The sequence below is a fragment of the Streptomyces sp. NPDC026062 genome, assembly GCF_055568375.1.
In genome coordinates this window covers 80601-97422 of record NZ_JBVHOQ010000031.1, presented here as the reverse complement: position 1 = coordinate 97422, position 16822 = coordinate 80601, and the positions used below count along the sequence as shown (strand labels likewise).

Annotated in this window: 9 protein-coding genes; 8 read left to right on the top strand and 1 reads right to left on the bottom strand. The window is 70.7% G+C overall.

The genetic code is table 11. The features are described 5' to 3' along the window. The 8 genes from ACZ4LX_RS26255 to ACZ4LX_RS26220 all read left to right on the top strand — a co-directional run bounded on the left by ACZ4LX_RS26255 (position 1) and on the right by ACZ4LX_RS26220 (position 15217). A complete protein-coding gene (locus ACZ4LX_RS26255) occupies positions 1-5619 on the top strand; it encodes a type I polyketide synthase (RefSeq protein ID WP_467638610.1) in 5619 nt (1872 codons plus the stop codon). Further along, positions 5616-8891 (top strand): amino acid adenylation domain-containing protein, encoded by a 3276-nt coding sequence (locus ACZ4LX_RS26250; RefSeq protein WP_467638608.1) that lies wholly within the window; start codon positions 5616-5618, stop codon positions 8889-8891. Before ACZ4LX_RS26255 ends, ACZ4LX_RS26250 begins: the two co-directional genes overlap by 4 nt. Before the next feature lies 1 nt (position 8892). Next, on the top strand, positions 8893-9126 hold the full coding sequence (locus ACZ4LX_RS26245) for an MbtH family protein (RefSeq protein ID WP_467638605.1): 234 nt from the start codon (positions 8893-8895) through the stop codon (positions 9124-9126). Continuing rightward, the gene (locus ACZ4LX_RS26240) at positions 9123-9920 is read left to right on the top strand and encodes a thioesterase II family protein (protein WP_467638602.1); all 798 of its coding nucleotides are present in this window, start codon (positions 9123-9125) and stop codon (positions 9918-9920) included. The genes ACZ4LX_RS26245 and ACZ4LX_RS26240 overlap by 4 nt, the downstream gene beginning before the upstream one ends. Positions 9921-9976: 56 nt before the next feature. Continuing rightward, positions 9977-11245, top strand: coding sequence for an MFS transporter (locus ACZ4LX_RS26235; RefSeq protein ID WP_467638599.1), 1269 nt, complete (start codon positions 9977-9979; stop codon positions 11243-11245). Between the two features lie 49 nt (positions 11246-11294). Beyond that, on the top strand, positions 11295-12632 hold the full coding sequence (locus ACZ4LX_RS26230; protein WP_467638596.1) for a condensation domain-containing protein: 1338 nt from the start codon (positions 11295-11297) through the stop codon (positions 12630-12632). A gap of 190 nt (positions 12633-12822) precedes the next feature. Next, positions 12823-14097, top strand: coding sequence for a DUF1266 domain-containing protein (locus tag ACZ4LX_RS26225; protein ID WP_467638593.1), 1275 nt, complete (start codon positions 12823-12825; stop codon positions 14095-14097). Positions 14098-14263: 166 nt separating this feature from the next. Then, positions 14264-15217, top strand: a complete 954-nt coding sequence (locus ACZ4LX_RS26220) for a DUF4862 family protein (RefSeq protein WP_467638590.1) — start codon at positions 14264-14266, stop codon at positions 15215-15217. Positions 15218-15250: 33 nt separating this feature from the next. Here the strand turns inward: ACZ4LX_RS26220 and ACZ4LX_RS26215 are convergent, their stop codons facing one another. Further along, the gene (locus ACZ4LX_RS26215; RefSeq protein WP_467638588.1) at positions 15251-16618 is read right to left on the bottom strand and encodes a M64 family metallopeptidase; all 1368 of its coding nucleotides are present in this window, start codon (positions 16616-16618) and stop codon (positions 15251-15253) included. Positions 16619-16822 lie beyond the last annotated feature (204 nt).

Below are 16822 nucleotides of genomic sequence, written 5' to 3'. Positions count from 1 at the left end.
ATGAAGGATCTGTCGGAGCGTCTGGCCGGCCTCTCTCCGGAGAAGCGCGCCCTGTTGGAACAGGTGCGCGCGCGCCCCAGCGGCTCCCCGCACACCGGCACCGCGCCCGCCGCAGCATCGGGAACAGCCCCCGACGACAGGGCGCCGGCCCCGGCCGGGAAGCACGGCGCCGAGCCGATCGCGGTGGTAGGTCTCGGCTGCCGCTTCCCGGGCGGCGCCGACGGACCACAGGCGTACTGGCAGCTGCTGCGCGACGGCGTCGACGCCACCCTGCCGGTGCCGCCCGACCGCTGGGACGCCGACCGGCTGTACGACCCGGACCCGGAGCGTCCCGGACGCGTCTACGCACGACGCGGTGGCTTTCTCACCGAGCCGGTCGACCGTTTCGACGCCGCGTTCTTCGGGATCTCACCGCGGGAGGCGGAGAGCCTCGACCCGCAGCAGCGGCTGCTGCTGGAGGTGTCCTGGGAGGCCCTGGAGCACGCGGGCCAGGCACCGGGCACGCTGTCCGGGTCACGGACCGGGGTCTTCGTCGGCATGGGCATCGACGACTACAAGTCGCTGCAGACGGCTGACGAGGAGGCCATCGACGCCTACACCGGCACGGGCAACCTGTTCTGCGCCGCCGCGGGCCGCATCTCGCACACGCTGGGGCTGACCGGCCCCAGCATGGCGGTGGACACCGGCTGTTCGTCCTCCCTGGTGGCCGTGCACCTGGCGGTGCGCAGTCTGCGTCTGGGCGAGAGCGACATGGCCCTGGCCTGCGGGGTGCATCTGATGCTGACGCCGGAGATCACGCTGTTCCTGTCGCGCGCCCGCGCGCTGTCCCCGGAGGGGCGCTGCCGCACCTTCGACGCCGACGCGGACGGCTACGCTCGCGGCGAGGGCTGTGGTGTCGTGGTGCTCAAGCGGCTGTCGGACGCCGTGGCGGCGCAGGACCAGGTACTGGCCGTGATCCGGGGTTCCGCCGTGAACCACGACGGGCCGAGCGCCGGCCTGACCGTGCCCAACGGTGCCTCCCAGCAGTCACTGTTGCGTGCCGCGCTGGCCGACGCGTCCACCGAGGCCTCCGAGGTGGACTACCTGGAGGCGCACGGCACGGGGACGCCGCTCGGTGACCCCATCGAGGTGGGGGCGTTCGGTGCCGTGCTGGCGGCGGACCGCCCGGCCGGAAGGCCGTTGGTCGCCGGGTCGGTGAAGACGAACATCGGGCATCTCGAAGCGGCGGCCGGCGTCGCCTCGCTGATCAAGGTCGTGCTGGCCCTGCACCATGGCGAGATCCCCGCGCACCTGCACTTCCAGCGGCCCAGCCCGCACATCCCCTGGTCGCAACTGGCAGTGCGGGTACCGGTGGAGGGCACGCCGTGGCCCGAGAACGAGAGCGAGGGCGACCGCGTCGCGGGTATCAGCTCCTTCGGGATCGGCGGCACGAACGCGCATGTCGTGGTGGCCGGGGCGCCGCCTGCGGCGCGTGCCGAGCGGCCCGCGACAGCCGACACCGAGCGTCGCCCTCGTCTGCTGCCGCTGTCGGCGCGGGATCCGCTGGCGCTGCGCGCGCTCGCGGCCCGCTACGCCGACCGGCTCGCCGAGGACGGCCTGCCGTGGGCCGATGTGACACACACCGCCGGGCGCGGGCGCGGCCATTTCAGCCACCGGCTCGCCGTGGTTGCCTCCGGCGGCGCCGAGGCGGCGCGGCTGCTGTCCGCGCAAGCCGCCACCGACCACGCCGTGCGGGCAACTGCACCGCGGGTGGCCTTTCTGTTCACGGGACAGGGCTCGCAGTACGTGGGCATGGGGCGCGGCCTCTACCGGGACCAGCCGGTGTTCCGGGCGGCCGTGGACCGGTGCGCCGGATGGCTCGACGATGTGCTGGAACGCCCTTTGACCGAGGTCATGTTCGGCGCCGGAGGCGACGACGACGCGGCCGTGCTGGACGACACGGCGTACGCGCAGCCGGCGGTGTTCGCCGTGCAGTACGCCCTGCTGGAACTATGGGAATCCTGGGGGGTCCGGCCCTCCGCGGTGCTGGGACACAGTCTCGGCGAGTACGCGGCGGCCTGTGCCGCGGGTGTGCTGCTGCCGCGTACCGCCCTGCGTCTGGTCGCCGAGCGCGGCCGGCTGATGTCGGCCACGCCCGGCGACGGCGCGATGGCGGCCGTGTTCGCGGCCCCCGAGCAGGTGAGCCTTGCGGTGGCCGGCCACCGCCGGACCGACGGTCCGCTCTGCGTGGCCGCGTACAACGGGCCGCGGGAGACCGTGGTTTCGGGCGCGCCTGCGGCCGTGGATGCCCTGCTGGCCGAGCTTGCCGCCGTCGGTGTGCGGGGGCGGCGGCTGGACGTGGCGCACGCCTTTCACTCGCCGCTGATGGACCCCGCGCTGGAGGGGTTCGCGCCGAGGCTGTCCGAGACCGCGCTGAGCCCTGCGCGGCTGCCCTTCTTCTCCACCGTGACCGGTGAGCGCCTCGAACCGGCCGATCCGGCGGACCCGGGGTACTGGCTGCGCAACCTTCGCGAGCCGGTCCGCTTCGACCAGGCGGTGCGTGCCCTGGCGCGGGACGGCTACGACGTCTGTCTGGAGGTCGGCCCCCAGCCGGTCCTGACAGGTCTGGCCCGCCGCAGCGAGGTGGCCCCGCCCGGTCAGGTCCGCTGGCCGGCCTCCATGGTGCGGTCCGCGGACGGGACGACCCAGATGCTGGACGTGCTGGGACAGCTGTACGTGCTGGGCGCGCACGTGACCTGGGAAGCGCTGGACGAACCGACGGCGAGGCCGAGGAAGGCGGCACTGCCGACCTATCCGTTCCAGCGGCGGCGACACTGGCGGGACACACGTGGTGCCCGGCAGGCCACGCCCCGTGGACCGGCCGCCACGTCCGGCTCTCACCTCGGGACGCGGCTGCGCTCGCCTGCCGTACGGGGCACCGTCTTCCACCGCCCCTACGACGAGCACTCCCCGGGGCACCTGCCCGACCATCTGCTGTTCGGCACGGTCGTGGTGCCCGGAGCGTCCCACCTCGCGCTGCTGCTGGACGCGGCGCGGGCGGAGTACGGCGCGGGATCCTGCCGCGCCCACGAGCTGATGTTCCCCCGGGCGCTGTCGCTGGCCGAGGGGCGGACGCGCGAGGTTCAGATCGTGCTTGCCGCGCCCGCCACGGACACGGACGGCCATTCCTTCCAGGTGGTCTCCGCCCCCGCCGACGAGGAGCGGCCCGTGTGGACGAGCCACGCCACGGGCGTCGTCGAGACCGGAGGCGGACCGGCGGAGCGGGCCGAGGTCCGTGAGCCGCTCGCCGACGTACGCGAGCGATGCACACAGGAGACCGCGGGCGAGGAACTGCACGCCCGGATGGACCGGGCCGGCTACGGCCTCGGCCGCTCCTTCCGGTGGATCCGCCGGATCCGGCACCGCGGCGGGGAGGCGCTGGCCGAGCTGATCCGGCCGGAGACGGCCGGTTCCGGACACGTCCTGCACCCCGGCCTGATCGACTCGTGCTTCCAGGCCGCCATGGTGCTGGTGCCCGAGGGCGCCCCGGGCAGCACGAGCCTGCACGTCCCGGTGCAGGTGGACCGGTTGGTGTTCCACAGCACGCCGGCCGAGGACGCCACACTCTGGCTGCACCTGCGCGAAGGGGCCTCGCCGCAGGACGACGGGGACGACCTGGTCGTCGACGTGCGTCTCGTCGACGACCGGGAACACCCGGTGCTCGACATGACGGGCGTGCGGCTGCGCCAGGTGGACAGGGCGACGTTGCTGGGTGCCGGTGGCGAGACCGTGCTGCGTACGGTGCGCTGGAAGGCGGCATCCCCGCTGTCTCCCGTGGCCGCCCCCGAGGGCCGGGCAAAGCGCTGGCTGGTGGTCTCCGAGGACGCCGAAGCCGGCGCCGGACTGGCCCGGGCGCTTCGGGAGTCGGGCAGAGCCGAGTGTCTGGTGGCCGACGGAATCGGCCTGGGCCGGCCCGAGGAGATCGCCCGGGCCGTGGCGCGTGCGGCGGGCGGCCCGGTGGACGGCGTCGTCGGACTGTGGACCGGTGCCGTCGGTGAGGTGCAGCCGGCCGCCGGGGCACTGCACCTGGTGCAGGCAGTCGCCGCTGCGACAGCCACGCCGCACCTGTGGCTGGTGACCCGCGGCGCCCAGTGCGTGGCCCCCGGCGAGCGGGCCGTACCCGAACTCGCCTCCGTATGGGGACTGGGACGGGTCGCCGCCGCCGAACTGCCGGAGAGCGCCTGTTCATTGATCGACCTCGACCCGTCCGAGCCGGTGGCCTCCGGCGAACTGGACCGGCTTGCCTTCGAGTTGACCAGGGGGGACCGGACTCATCGGACTGTCGTGCACCGTGCGGGCCGGCGGCTGGCTCCACGGATCACCGACCTGCCCCCGGCCGGGGCCGAACAGCCACGGCTGCGCGAGGACGCCCTGTACCTGGTCACCGGCGGCACCGGCGGTATCGGGCTGCGGGTGGCCCGCCATCTCGCCGAGCGCGGGGCGTCCCACCTGGCGCTGCTGGCGCGCGGGCCGCTGAGCCCGGAGGCCGAGACCGAGGTGAAGGCGTTGCGCGCGAAGGGCGTCACGGTCCGGCTGCCGCGCGCCGACGTCAGCAGCGCGGAGGCCCTGCGCGCGGCGCTGGCCGAACTGCGCCACGACGGGCCGCCGCTGCGGGGCGTGGTGCACGCGGCCGGTGTGCTCGACGACGGCATCCTCGTACGGCAGGACGCCGGCCGGCTGCGTGAGGTGGCCGCACCCAAGACGGCTGGAGCCCGGACGCTGCGCGCGGCGCTGGAGGGCGCCGACCTCGACTTCCTCCTGCTGTTCTCGTCGGCGGCGGGCACCCACGGCACGCTCGGGCAGGGCGGGTACGCCGCGGCCAACGCCGCCCTGGACGCACTCGCGCACAGCTGGCGCCGCGAGGGGCTGCCGGTCACCTCGGTCGCATGGGGCGCGTGGGCCGACACCGGCATGACGACCCGGCTGGCATCGCGGGACCTGGACCGGCTGGCCGCCCAGGACATCGGCGTCCTCGCACCGGAAGAGGCCGCGGGGCTGCTCGACCGGGTGCTGGCGGAGCCGGTGCCCGCCCATGTGCTCGCGCTGCGGACGGCGCCGCCGGTGGCCCCGGCCGCCGTGGACCGCGGCAGCTGGCATCCGCGGCCGGCCGGCCTCGGCGCGTACCAGGCGCCGACGGGCAGCGAGGAGGAGGCACTGGCCGAGCTGTGGCAGGAGGTCTTCCGGATCCGCCCCATCGGTGTCGAGGACGACTTCTTCGCCCTGGGCGGCGACTCGATGATGGCGCTGGCCATCACCACCCGCGCGCGCCGACGGAGCCTGGTGCTGAAGGAGTCGGAGTTCTTCCGCAGCCCCACCGTCCGAGGGCTCCTGCGAGCACGGCGGGACGTGGAGACCGAACCCCAGGAGCCCGTGCGTGCCGAAGGTGTGGCGGACGCGGCGACGCCCGTGCTGAGCGAGGCGAGCCGGGTCCTGCTGCTTGATCAGCTGAGTGGCAGCCCGCAGAAGGCCCCGGGCCCCGTCCCCTCCCTGCTCGCGGCACGGCTGCGCGCGGCCGGGGGCCGGCTGCCGGAGCGAACACGAACGTCCACGCATTTCGAGGCCGGAGAGGCACAGTCATGACACTCGATTCCCCGGAAGGCGTCTACCGACTGTCCTTCATGCAACAAGGCCTGCTGTACCACAGCCTGGTCGACCCGGAGGCGGCGTTCTACGTCGACCAGGTCGTCCACACCCTCGACGGGCCGCTCGACGAAGACCGCTTCGAGCAGGTGTGGCGGAGTGCGATGGCCCGCCACGAGACACTGCGCACCTCCTTCCACTGGGAAGGCATCGAGGAACTCGTGCAGGTGGTGCACCGCGATGCGGAGCTGCCCGTGGAACGCCACGACTGGCGCGACCGGCCCGGCTCGGACGACCGCGCCCTGGAGGATTTCCTCGCCGCGGACCGGCGGCGCGGTTTCGACCTGGAGCGGCCGCCGCTGTTCCGGCTCAGCCTTGTCCGGCACGCCGACGAGCGCCGGACCTTCGCATTCCGGTACCACCATCTGCTGCTGGACGCCTGGTCCGCGCTGATGGTTCTGGACGAGGCGTTCACCGACTACGCCGACGCGGCCGCCGCGCCCCGTCAGGCCGTGCCGCCGTACCGGACGTACGTGGCCTGGCTGCACCAGCAGGAACTCACCGGAACCGAGGAGTACTGGCGGCACGCCCTCCACGGTTTCGCCGAGCCGACCCCGCTGCCGGGCACGGCACAGGTACGTGGTGCCACGTGCCCGCCGGCGGAAGGGGAGGAGGCCGGGGAGACAGGGGAGAGCCCGGAGGAAGTGCTGACGCTCTCCCGGGAGACCACCGCCACGCTCACCGCGCTGGCCCGCCGGCACCATCTCACCCTCAACTCGGTGCTCCAGACCGCCTGGGCACTGGTGCTGGGCCGGTACAGCGGCCGGGACGACGTGGTGTTCGGGACGACCGTGTCGAACCGGCCGCCGCAGCTGCCCGGCGTGGAGCACACCGCAGGTCTGTTCATCAACACACTGCCGGTGCGGGTGCGTCTCACGCCCGGGGAGTCGTTCGCCGACTGCTGTGCCCGGCTCCAGCAGGAGGAGGGCGAGCGGCGGGCCCATGACCACAGCCCGCTGATGCAGGTGCAGGAGTGGAGCGAACTCCCCTCCGGTACACCACTGTTCGAGACGATCATGACATATCTGAATGTGCCGGGCATCGAGACGCTGGGCGGTCGCGAGGGCGCGCTGCGGGTGCGTGGTGGCACCTACCGGTACCGCACGAACTACCCGCTGTCGGTGATGGTGGTGCCCGGCGCCGAACTGTCGGTCCGGCTGGGGTACGACCGCGACCGCTACGACACCGTGGCGGTGCGCCGTCTGCTGGGCGCGCTGCGCGGTGTCCTGGAAGCCGTCGCCGCCGGACCGGAGCGGGCGATCCATGACATCCCGCTGCTCGACGCGGCGGACGAACACCTGCTGGTGGGCGAATGGGGCCGGGCCGGTGCGGAGGGACCCGCGGTCCGCGACTCCGCTGTACGTGCCCACGACGTGCTTGACGAGGCCGTGCGGGCCCGTCCTGACGCCACGGCACTGGTGCACGGCGACGTGTCCCTCACCTACGGGGAACTGTCGCTGCGGGCCGACCGGCTGGCCCGCTATCTGCGGCGGCTCGGCGTGGGCCCCGACGTGCCGGTGGGCGTGTGCCTGGAGCGGGGCGTGGACCTTCCGGTGGCGTTGCTCGCCGTGCTGCGGGCCGGTGGTGCCTACCTGCCGCTGGACCCGGCCTATCCGCAGGAACGGCTGGCGCACATGCTGCGCGACGCGGCCCCGCCCGTGGTGCTCAGCCACCGGGCGTTGCGGGACCGGCTGCCGCGTGAGGGCCGGCGCACGGTGCTGCTGGACGCGCATGCGCGAGCCATCGGGCGGGAGAGCGGCGATCCGGTCGAGGACGACGGGGTGCGGCCCGGCAACCTGGCGTACGTCATTTACACCTCCGGCTCCACCGGCGTGCCGAAGGGCACCATGCTCACGCACCGCGGCCTGGTGAACCTGATGACGGCGCAGCGGGAGACGTTCGCGCTGACCGGCGACGACCGTGTGCTCCAATGGGCGTCCGCCAGCTTCGACGCCTCCGTGTTCGAAATGGTGATGGCGCTGGCCGCCGGGGCCCGGCTCCACCTGGCGGGACGCGACGAGGTAGTGCCCGGACCGGCTCTGGCGCGGCTGCTCGGGGACGCGGGGATCACGGTGCTGACCATCCCGCCGTCGGCACTGGCCGCGCTGCCCGAGGCCGCGCTGCCCGGGCTGCGGCTCCTGGTCGCGGCCGGGGAGGCGCTGCCCGAGGCCCTGGTCGACCGCTGGGCCGGGGGCCGGCGGATGGTCAACGCCTACGGCCCCACCGAGACCACGGTCTGGGCGACGTGGCAGGAGGCGCGAGCCGGCATGGGCGGTCCGCCGATCGGCGCTCCTGTGCCCGGCTTCCGCGCCTACGCGCTGGACCCGGCGCTGCGCCCGGTCCCGGTCGGTGCGATCGGGGAACTGTATCTGGCCGGTCCCGGTGTCGCCCGGGGCTACCTGGGAATGCCGGGCCGCACCGCCGCGGCCTTCCTGCCCGACCCGTACGGGCCGCCCGGAGCCCGCATGTACCGCACGGGCGACCTGGTGCGGTGGCGGGCGGACGCGGCCATGGTCTTCGCCGGACGGGCCGACGAGCAGGTGAAGTTGCGCGGTTTCCGCATCGAGCCCGGAGAGATCGAGGCGGCGTTGGCCGCTCATCCCGATGTCGTCGAATCCGCGGTCGTGGTGCGACAGGGTGCCGGCCCGGAAGCGGACAGCGCCGACGCCCGGTTGCTGGCGTACGCGGTGCTGCGCTCGGCCACGGCCGAGCAGCGTCTCGCGACGGGCGGGGAGCTGCGGGCGCACGTGGAGAAACTGCTGCCGCAGCACATGGTGCCGTCCGTCGTTGTCGTCCTGGACCGGATGCCACTGACCGGAAACGGCAAACTGGACCGGGCCGCGCTGCCCTCACCGGAGCAGGCCGCCAGTCAGGACGGCAGGGTCTTGCCTCGTACGGAGACCGAGGAGTTCGTCGCCGGGATCTGGTGCGAAGTGCTGGGCGTGACGAGCCCCTCGGTGGTGGACGACTTCTTCGCCGCCGGCGGCAACTCGATCAAGGCAACGCAGCTGGGTTCCCGCATCAGCCGAGGTGCCGGGGTGGACGTCCCGCTCCGGGATGTCCTGCGGGCCCGCACGATCGAGAAGTGCGCGGTGCTGGTGGAGGAGGCCCTGGAACGGCACTTGGAGGACCTGCCCGAGGACGAGGCAGGCGTCCTGGCCGAGGGCCGGCCCGCAGCCCACCGATCCGACGCAGGCCAGGAAAGCAGCTGAGATGTTCACTGACAGAAGCGACCCGTTCGACGAGTACACCGTCGTGTTCAACGGCGAGGAGCAGTACTCGATCTGGCCGACCGCCCTGGATCTTCCCGCGGGCTGGTGCGAAGCGGACGAGCGCGGTTCGCGCACGTACTGCCTGGACAGGATCGAGGAGCGATGGACCGACATGCGTCCACGCAGCCTGCGCGAGTCGGCGCCGGGACCGGTCGAAGACGGAGGGCACGGATGACGGGCACCACGCTGTCGGACGCTGTTTTCCCGTTCCCCGACCGAGTTCTCCTGTGGTCTGCGACGGGCCGTCCGCTGTACCGGCTGGTGTGCCTCCACCACGCCGGGGCCGGTGCCTCCGCGTACGCGCCGTGGATGTCCCGGCTGCCGCAGGACGTCGAGCTGTGCGCGGTGCGGCTCCCCGGCCGTGAGTCACGGATGGGGCAAGCGCCGTACAGCTCCCCGGCGTCCGCCGTCGCCGAGGTCGTGGAGACGCTGGAGGCACTGCTGGCAGACGGTCTGCCATGGGCGCTCTACGGTCACAGCATGGGGGGCCTGCTCGCCTACGAGGTGCAGGCGGAGCTGACCGCGCGCGGAGTGCGGCCACCGCTGTGTCTGGCCTTGGGAGCCACGGTGGCACCACAGCGCAGGGCAGCCGTGCCCCCGCGCCTGCCCCGGCCGTACGGCCGTGCGGACCTGGTCGATGTCCTCCGGAGCTACGGCGGCACCCCGCAAGAGGTTTTCGCCCACCGGGAGTTGCTCGATCTGATCCTTCCGGTGCTGGCCGCCGACCTCACTCTGTTCGACAGCTATGTGCCGGTCCTGCCGCCGGCACCCGTACGGTGCCCACTGCTGGCGTTCGCGGGAGCCCAGGACTCGATGGTCGAGGCAGCCCACGTCGCCGAGTGGGAGGCGTGCGCGACCGGTGGGTTCGAATACCGGCTGCTGGATGCCGGTCACTTCTTCGTGGGCTCGCACGCCGACGAAGTAATCACACTGCTCGATGCTTCGGCGCGCTCTGCGTTTTCCGTGTAACAGACGGACGCAGCTGCTCATCCATGAGCGATCCACAATCATCGAGGAGAATTTGCATGTACGCCGTACTGCGCAATCGAGATTTCCGCCTGCTCCTGAGCGCGCAGTTCCTGTCGAGCGTAGGCGACTGGTTCATGCTTCTCGCCGTATCCTATTACGTCCTGAAGCTGACAGATTCACCCATGGCCAGTGGAATGTCTCTGGCGGTGGGAGCGATTCCGGCCATTCTCATCGGGCCGTTCTCGGGCGTTCTGGTCGACCGCTGGAATCGCCGGAAAACCATGCTCGTGTCGAATCTGATTCAGGCAGTCGCCGTCTGTTCGATGTTCTTCGTGCGTGACCCTTCCGATGTCTGGATCATCTATGTGGCATTGATGGTCGAGAGTTCCATCGGGCAGTTCTTCAACCCTGCTGCGCAAGCGATTACGCCCGCCATCACAGGGCGAGCGGAAGGGCTGGCAGAAGCGAACTCTCTTTCGGCGACGGTCCGATCGCTGGTACGTCTCGGCGGCGCTCCTGCCGGCGGAGCCGTATATGCGCTCACTGGTTTTCAGGCCATTGTCCTGGTAGATGCGCTGAGTTACCTCCTGTCCGCCATCCTGATCTTTGCGATCAGGCATGAGACGCCCATCTCTGATCGCAGTGCGACCGCATCGGAACCGCGTCAGGTGCGTGCGGCACTCGCCAGTTTTCGCACCGAGCTTGCCGAAGGATGGATCTACGCCCTCAATACCCGAGGCCTCCCCGCCATTCTGATGATGTCCCTCATGATCAGTCTGGCATCGGGCTCGATGAACTCACTGCTGGTTCCTTACACATCGAACATCCTGGGTGTCGGCCCTGTCGCGCTGGGACTGCTGATGGCCGCATTCGGCGGGGGGACACTGCTCGGGGCGGGACTGAGCAAAACAGTTCTGAGCAGACTCGACATCCGTCGAGCGTTGTTCGCGGCCTTTCCGATATCCGGGCTGCTTTTCATTCTGGCGTTCAATGTGCGGAATGTGATATTTGCCGGAGTCTTCTTCGCAGCCATCGGCGTTCCCATGGTCTGTATATCGGTGATCAACCTGACGATGATTCAACGGTACTCGGGAGACAAGATTCTGGGCCGTATCTCATCGGTCGCGATCCTCATGGGGGCGCTCGGACAACTGGCAGGCACGGCAGGTGCGTCGGTGATGGGTGAGCAAATCGGAATCGTATTCACCATGAACATCGCCGCCGGCATCATGGCGCTCACCGGGATCGGTGCGGCCTTCATCCCCTCGGACAGGCCGCAATCCGTACCTGCGGAGGGGCAGCCGTCCAGCTCTCCGACCAGTTAGTGCAGAACGGTTCGACACCGCGCCGATCGAAGGATGAACTGGAGGCATCATGAAAGAAATGTTGACGGTCGATTTCTCGGGCTCTCGCGGCGGCCGTGCGCCGGCCACGTGGGCGCAGAAAGGGACATGGCAGGGAATCAGGAGAAAGGGGCTCATCCCCAAAATCCAAAAGATGGCACAAGGGGCGGACCTCGAAAGCCTGACGGATGCCTTGCGGTGGGCCATGGAAAATTTTGAGGCCCTGCGCACCAGATACGTCATCGACGAAACCGAAGGTCTGACGCAGATAGTCGAATCGTCAGGAAGCATGGAGATCGTGATCCAGGAAATGGATGACGATCAGCATGCGGCGACGGCCGACAGGTTTGCCGCGTACGTGGCTCGGTTCGACTACGATCCGGGTACACACCTACCGGTGCGCTGGGGAATCCTCACGGTCAACGGAAATCCAACGCACCTGATCATGGCGGCCACACATCTGGCCCTTGACGGTCTGGGTTGTGCTGCTCTCCAGGAACACTTGGAGAGGCGTCTTTCGGATGGCCAGTACCAGATTCCCGCGGCCGCGAACCTCCAGCCGCTCGATCGCGCAAGGAAGGAACAGGAGAAGCCCGCCAGGGCTACGCATGCCTCAGCGCTCCAGCACTGGGAATCGATTTTCACCCGGTACCGCGACCGAAAGTTCCTGAATCCCACAACCCTCATGAGCTCGCCTGCGGCATGGCGAGGCGCGGAGATCCTGTCTGAACGTTACGCGGTGACGACTTCATCGATATTCCTGGGCACCACGGCCGCCCTGGCCGGTGTGCTCACCGGCCTTGAAGACTGTACTTTCAAGGCGCCGTCCGCCAATCGCCTCGACGAATCCGACCATGCATATGTCGGCCACTTGGTGCAAGACGCCTTCGGGATGGTCGGAAACCTCAAGGCCGGGTACCGCGACATTTGTTCCGGTGCGTTCGACGCCGCCCTGGACGCCTATTTCAACGGCCAGTACAACCCTGATGAACTCAGGCGGCTCCGCCAGGAAATGGAGTACCTGGACTCGGTGGCCATGGTCCCCGACTTCGGGTTCAACGACATGTCCGGTCCGCAGGCGGGAGGATTCTCGAAGAAACCCCTGGCCGAGCTCGCCGGCAAGACGGAAATCCGGCATGACGGCGGCATCTTCTACGAAGCGGGTTCCAAGTGCCTCACGATCCTCCTCTACGGGGATTCCCGAGGGGAGGTACCTGGAATCATCCTGACCGTCGAAAGCATGACGCGCCACATGGAAGGCGAGCGCCTGCTGCTCGCCTTCGAGGATCTGATCGTTTCGGCCGCTTCCGGCAACTCCTCGGCCGAGGAATCTCCCTGCGACTTCCTGTCGGCGCGTCTGAACCCATGACACCGGATGCCGGAGCGAACCGACGTCGGGCTTTCACTGAGGTTCGTCCGGACCGTGGCCGGGAGAGCGAAAGCGCCTTCCGGGCGGGACGACGAACCCCGAGGTGCGCCTCGGTGCCCTCGCTCAGGCCGTGACCCACGCCCGAAGGCCCGGCACCCGACCGTGCCGGACCGCCCCTTAAAGTTTGCGCATGGGTCTGACAGCAGGTCACGACGGAGGATCCCTGGCCAATCCGACGGCCATGGCGCAAAACTGGCAGGCACCGAGTGCGGTCGAACGGGGGCTGTACGAGGCGAAGGCGCGCGGCGACTGGCCCGCGTACTACGACCTCGTCGCCCAGGCCGACCTGTACATGATGCAGTCGAGGGCGTACGTCGACGCGAACCCGGGCAACACCCGCTTCCACCCCTACTGGAGCCCGCAGACCGGGACCGCGTGCCTGGCCGTCCACACCGGCGGCATGCTGCCACCGCCCGTCGCCGACCCGGTCTACAACTGCTACGACTTGGGCTGGTTCGCGCAGGTCTGGCAGCAGAACGACCCGCCCTACCTCGTGGTCAACCCCGGCAGCCCCTGCGAGGGCGTCCTGCCGGCCGGGCCGGAGGGCCGCGCCCTGTGGCAGCGCCACTCCGCTCCGGTCGAACGGCCGGGGCTGGCCCGGGACGCCGTCCACACCCTGGAGTTGGGCGGGCCACGCAGCGGTCCGGTCGCCTTCGGCCTCGCGGCCGGCGCGCACATCAATGTGCGCAACGGGCACTACTGGAACTCCTTGGCCTACCACGGTGGCGGCTACCGCGACGAGAAGCGCACGCTGGAACGCTGGTGGAGCGTCACCACCCGCGAGGACTGGCAGGAAATGCAGGAGCTGTTGCTGCGCGCCGGGATGGTCAGCGGTGTCTGGGAGTTCGTCCTGCGACTGCGCCGGTTCATGGCCCTGGACTTCGCAGGCCCCGTCGACGTCCACCACTGGCGCCAGGCCGCGGCCAACGTGGTGCGCCGACGCACCGAGGCCGCAGCCGAACCCTCCCTGACCGCGGACGGCGTCACCCGGGGAAGCACCGTCACCGCCGCGGAGCTGGAGGGCCAAGTGGCAGGCGTGCAGCGGCTGGTCGGCCGCATCGCCCGCTACGAGGCGCGGTTCCGCGCGGACGGCCTGCTGCCCGAAGGAGGCTTCGTCCGAAGTGTCGAGGGCTGGGACTACGGCCGGGCTTCCGGCATGGCCCTCTGGGGCCTGGCCGCCCGCTTGTGCTCCCTGGAGGAGACGGAAGCGGCCGTGATCCGTGCCGGCCGTCTCGTCCAGGCCAACTACCGCTCGTGGGAGGACTTCTCGGCCGCCTACGTGCTCGGCCGCTGCCTCCACTTCGACGAGGAGGAGTTCGGCACATGGTATGAGACTGCCCTCGCGACCCATCGTGCCCTGACCGGGGATCCGGCCGGGCCGTGGCGCACGCTGCCCTGGGTCTGAGGTGTGAGGGCGGGCCGGGGGTGTACGGACGGCGCCGCCAGGGCGGCTCCTGGCTCGCGTTCCGCCGAGGCCTCGCGAGTTCGGGCCCGCAGCGACGATGAGCACCGGGAGTACGCACCGCCAACCCTAGACATCTGATGTCTTACCTTAGGTAGAGTGCGACACCATGAACATCGAACGGCCCGCCGCTCTCGTCGGCGCCTATGCGGCCCTGCCCTCCCTGCGTGCCGACCGGGAACACTTCTACGAGGGGCTCGCCGATGGAGGTGTTGCCGACGGGCTGGAGATCCCGTTCCGCGACGGCCTCGGTGAGGACGCGGACTGGCTGGCGACGCAGATGCGCGGCCGTTTCACCCGTTCGGTGATCACGCTGATCCCCGGGACGATGGCGCGCGTGGGTGCCTCGGGCACCTTCGGGCTCGCCTCCGGGGACGAGGACGGCCGGCAGGCCGCGCTGGAGTTCGTGCGCGAGGCGCGCATCGCCGCCGAGGATCTGAACCAGCGCACCGGCGAGCAGTCGGTCTCCGTCCTCCACATCCACACCGCGCCCTCGGTGACGGCCGTCGCGGAGAGGTTCGCCCGTTCGCTCGGTGAGATCGCGGCGAGCGAACCCGCCTCCGCCGCCTGGTCCACCCGGCTCGTCCTGGAGCACTGCGACGCGTACGCGCCGGCCGTCCCCGGCGAGAAACGGTTCCTGTCGCTGGAGGACGAGATCCCCCTCGCGCGCGACGGAGGGATCGGCGTCGCCGTCAACTGGGGCCGTTCGGCGATCGAGGCGCAGGACGCCGGCCGCCCCCTCGCCCAGATCGCCCGGCTCGCCTCCGAGGGCCTGCTGGCAGGCGTCATGTTCTCCGGAGCGGGCCCGACCGCCAATGAGTACGGGGGGCCGTGGGCGGACGCGCACCTGCCCCTCGCCGAGGACGAGCCCACCTCGCTCATGGACGCCGAAGAGGTACGCCGCTGCCTCCGCGCGGCCGATGGCGCGATCTCCTACGCGGGCGCCAAGATCCAGGTGCCCGGCGGCGCGGCGGTGGGCGAGCGGCTCGCGATGGTGGGCCGCGTCATGCGGCTCGTGGCCGAGCGCGGGGCGGCCCCGGCGCCGCACCCGCCGGGGCTGTGAGCGGGAGCGGGTGCGACGCCGTGCGAAGGCCCGTCAGCGGCGCTTCGGGGTCTTCGGCCCTGAGGCCTTGACCGTCCAGGTCAGCCGCTCGGTGGCCTCGGCGCGGACCAGCGGGTCGCGGACCGACTCGGTCCGGTCGGTGGCCTCGGCCGTGACGGTGTGCTTCCTGCCGTCCGCGGGGACACCCAGTGCGGCGGGGACGGCAGCGGTCAGACCCTGTGCCCGCTGCACCCGGACGCCGTCGACGTACCAGCGCAGCTCCGGTGCGGCGAGGCCGGTGAGCCCGGCCAGCGAGACGTTGATGCGGCTGGACCTGGAGACCGCGCTGCCGGTGCCGACGTCGCTGCTCAACGCGTTGGCCTCGCGGTAGAAGCCGGCGATCATGGCCTCTCGTCCGGGGAGGTTGAACTCGCTGATGTTCAGGGCCCGCATGAGGGAGTTGGACGTGGGGCGGTAGATCCCGAACGGGTAGTAGCTGCTGCCCTCGTACGTACCGACGGTGCTGCCCGTGGGGTCGCTCTCGCCGAGCCAGCGGTACCACTTGGTCCGGTTCGCGGCCATCTGCTGGGCGGTGAGGACGCTGGAGTTGACGTCCCGAAGTTCGCCGCCCGTCCAGGTGCCGTAGCTGTCGTACGTGTACTCGTCCGCCAGCAGGCCCACCGAGTGGGCGATCTCGTGGGCGGCGATCATGCTCGACTGGGCGTTGTCCGAGGAGAGGGTCGAGACGCCGTCGAACGGGTATCCCTCCGCCTCAAGCCCCGAATAGCCGGCGCCGCCGTACTTGGTGGAGTGGGAGACGACGACGACCAGGTCGGCCTCGGGGGCCTTGGCGGCGTACGACGCGACCTTGTCGATGTCCGCGCAGATCAGGCGCTCTGTCTCGGAGCACCAGAAGTAGCTGCCGAGGGCGGTGTTCCTCGTGACGTCGGCGGTGGGGTCGCCGGAGATGCCGGATTCGGCGGACACCGCGTCCACGGTCCACACGTTCATCAGGCCCTGATAGCTCGCATAGGGCTCGATGCCGGTGATGTCCGCCCACTTGGCGGCCGCCGCGGCGTGGAAGGCGTCCTGCTGGTCGGCGGTGTAGCCGTCGCCGACGATGACGACGTCGAGCCGGTCGGCCGACGGGCCGGTCACGGCGAGTTCGCCGACCTCCCCGTCCGTGGTCGACGCGGCGGGTGCGGCGCTCCGGGCGGTGGCCCGGCCGGTCGCCGTCTCCGTGGTGAGCGGCACCTCCGTCCGCCGGCCCTCGCCGCCGGGCTGGGGGAAGTACTCCACGGACACCCGCGGTTCCGGGGCGGGCTCCGGGTCCACGGCGACCGCGGGAGTGGCGAGGGCCGCCCCCATGATCGCCGTGAGCGCGAGGCCCACGGATATGGCGGCTGTTCTAGAAGTGCGCATGTCAAACCTCGCTCTGGTGTCCGGCCGGAAGTGACGTAAAACGCTGATGTAAATGTGCTTAACTTTTCGCATAACCTAGGTGGGCGGCGGGCCTGTTGGCAACAGCCCCGCAGGCGCCGGGGACGGGATCCGGCCCCTGCGGTGCCCATGGCGGAGTCCGGACCACAGAATGATCCAGCCGGTGACCACCGGCAGACACGGCAC

Coding starts and splice junctions, on each gene's coding strand:
- ACZ4LX_RS26255 (WP_467638610.1), top strand. CDS start 1: ATGAAGGATCTGTCGGAGCGTCTGGCCGGCCTCTCTCCGGAGAAGCGC.
- ACZ4LX_RS26250 (WP_467638608.1), top strand. CDS start 5,616: ATGACACTCGATTCCCCGGAAGGCGTCTACCGACTGTCCTTCATGCAA.
- ACZ4LX_RS26245 (WP_467638605.1), top strand. CDS start 8,893: ATGTTCACTGACAGAAGCGACCCGTTCGACGAGTACACCGTCGTGTTC.
- ACZ4LX_RS26240 (WP_467638602.1), top strand. CDS start 9,123: ATGACGGGCACCACGCTGTCGGACGCTGTTTTCCCGTTCCCCGACCGA.
- ACZ4LX_RS26235 (WP_467638599.1), top strand. CDS start 9,977: ATGTACGCCGTACTGCGCAATCGAGATTTCCGCCTGCTCCTGAGCGCG.
- ACZ4LX_RS26230 (WP_467638596.1), top strand. CDS start 11,295: ATGAAAGAAATGTTGACGGTCGATTTCTCGGGCTCTCGCGGCGGCCGT.
- ACZ4LX_RS26225 (WP_467638593.1), top strand. CDS start 12,823: ATGGGTCTGACAGCAGGTCACGACGGAGGATCCCTGGCCAATCCGACG.
- ACZ4LX_RS26220 (WP_467638590.1), top strand. CDS start 14,264: ATGAACATCGAACGGCCCGCCGCTCTCGTCGGCGCCTATGCGGCCCTG.
- ACZ4LX_RS26215 (WP_467638588.1), bottom strand. CDS start 16,618: ATGCGCACTTCTAGAACAGCCGCCATATCCGTGGGCCTCGCGCTCACG.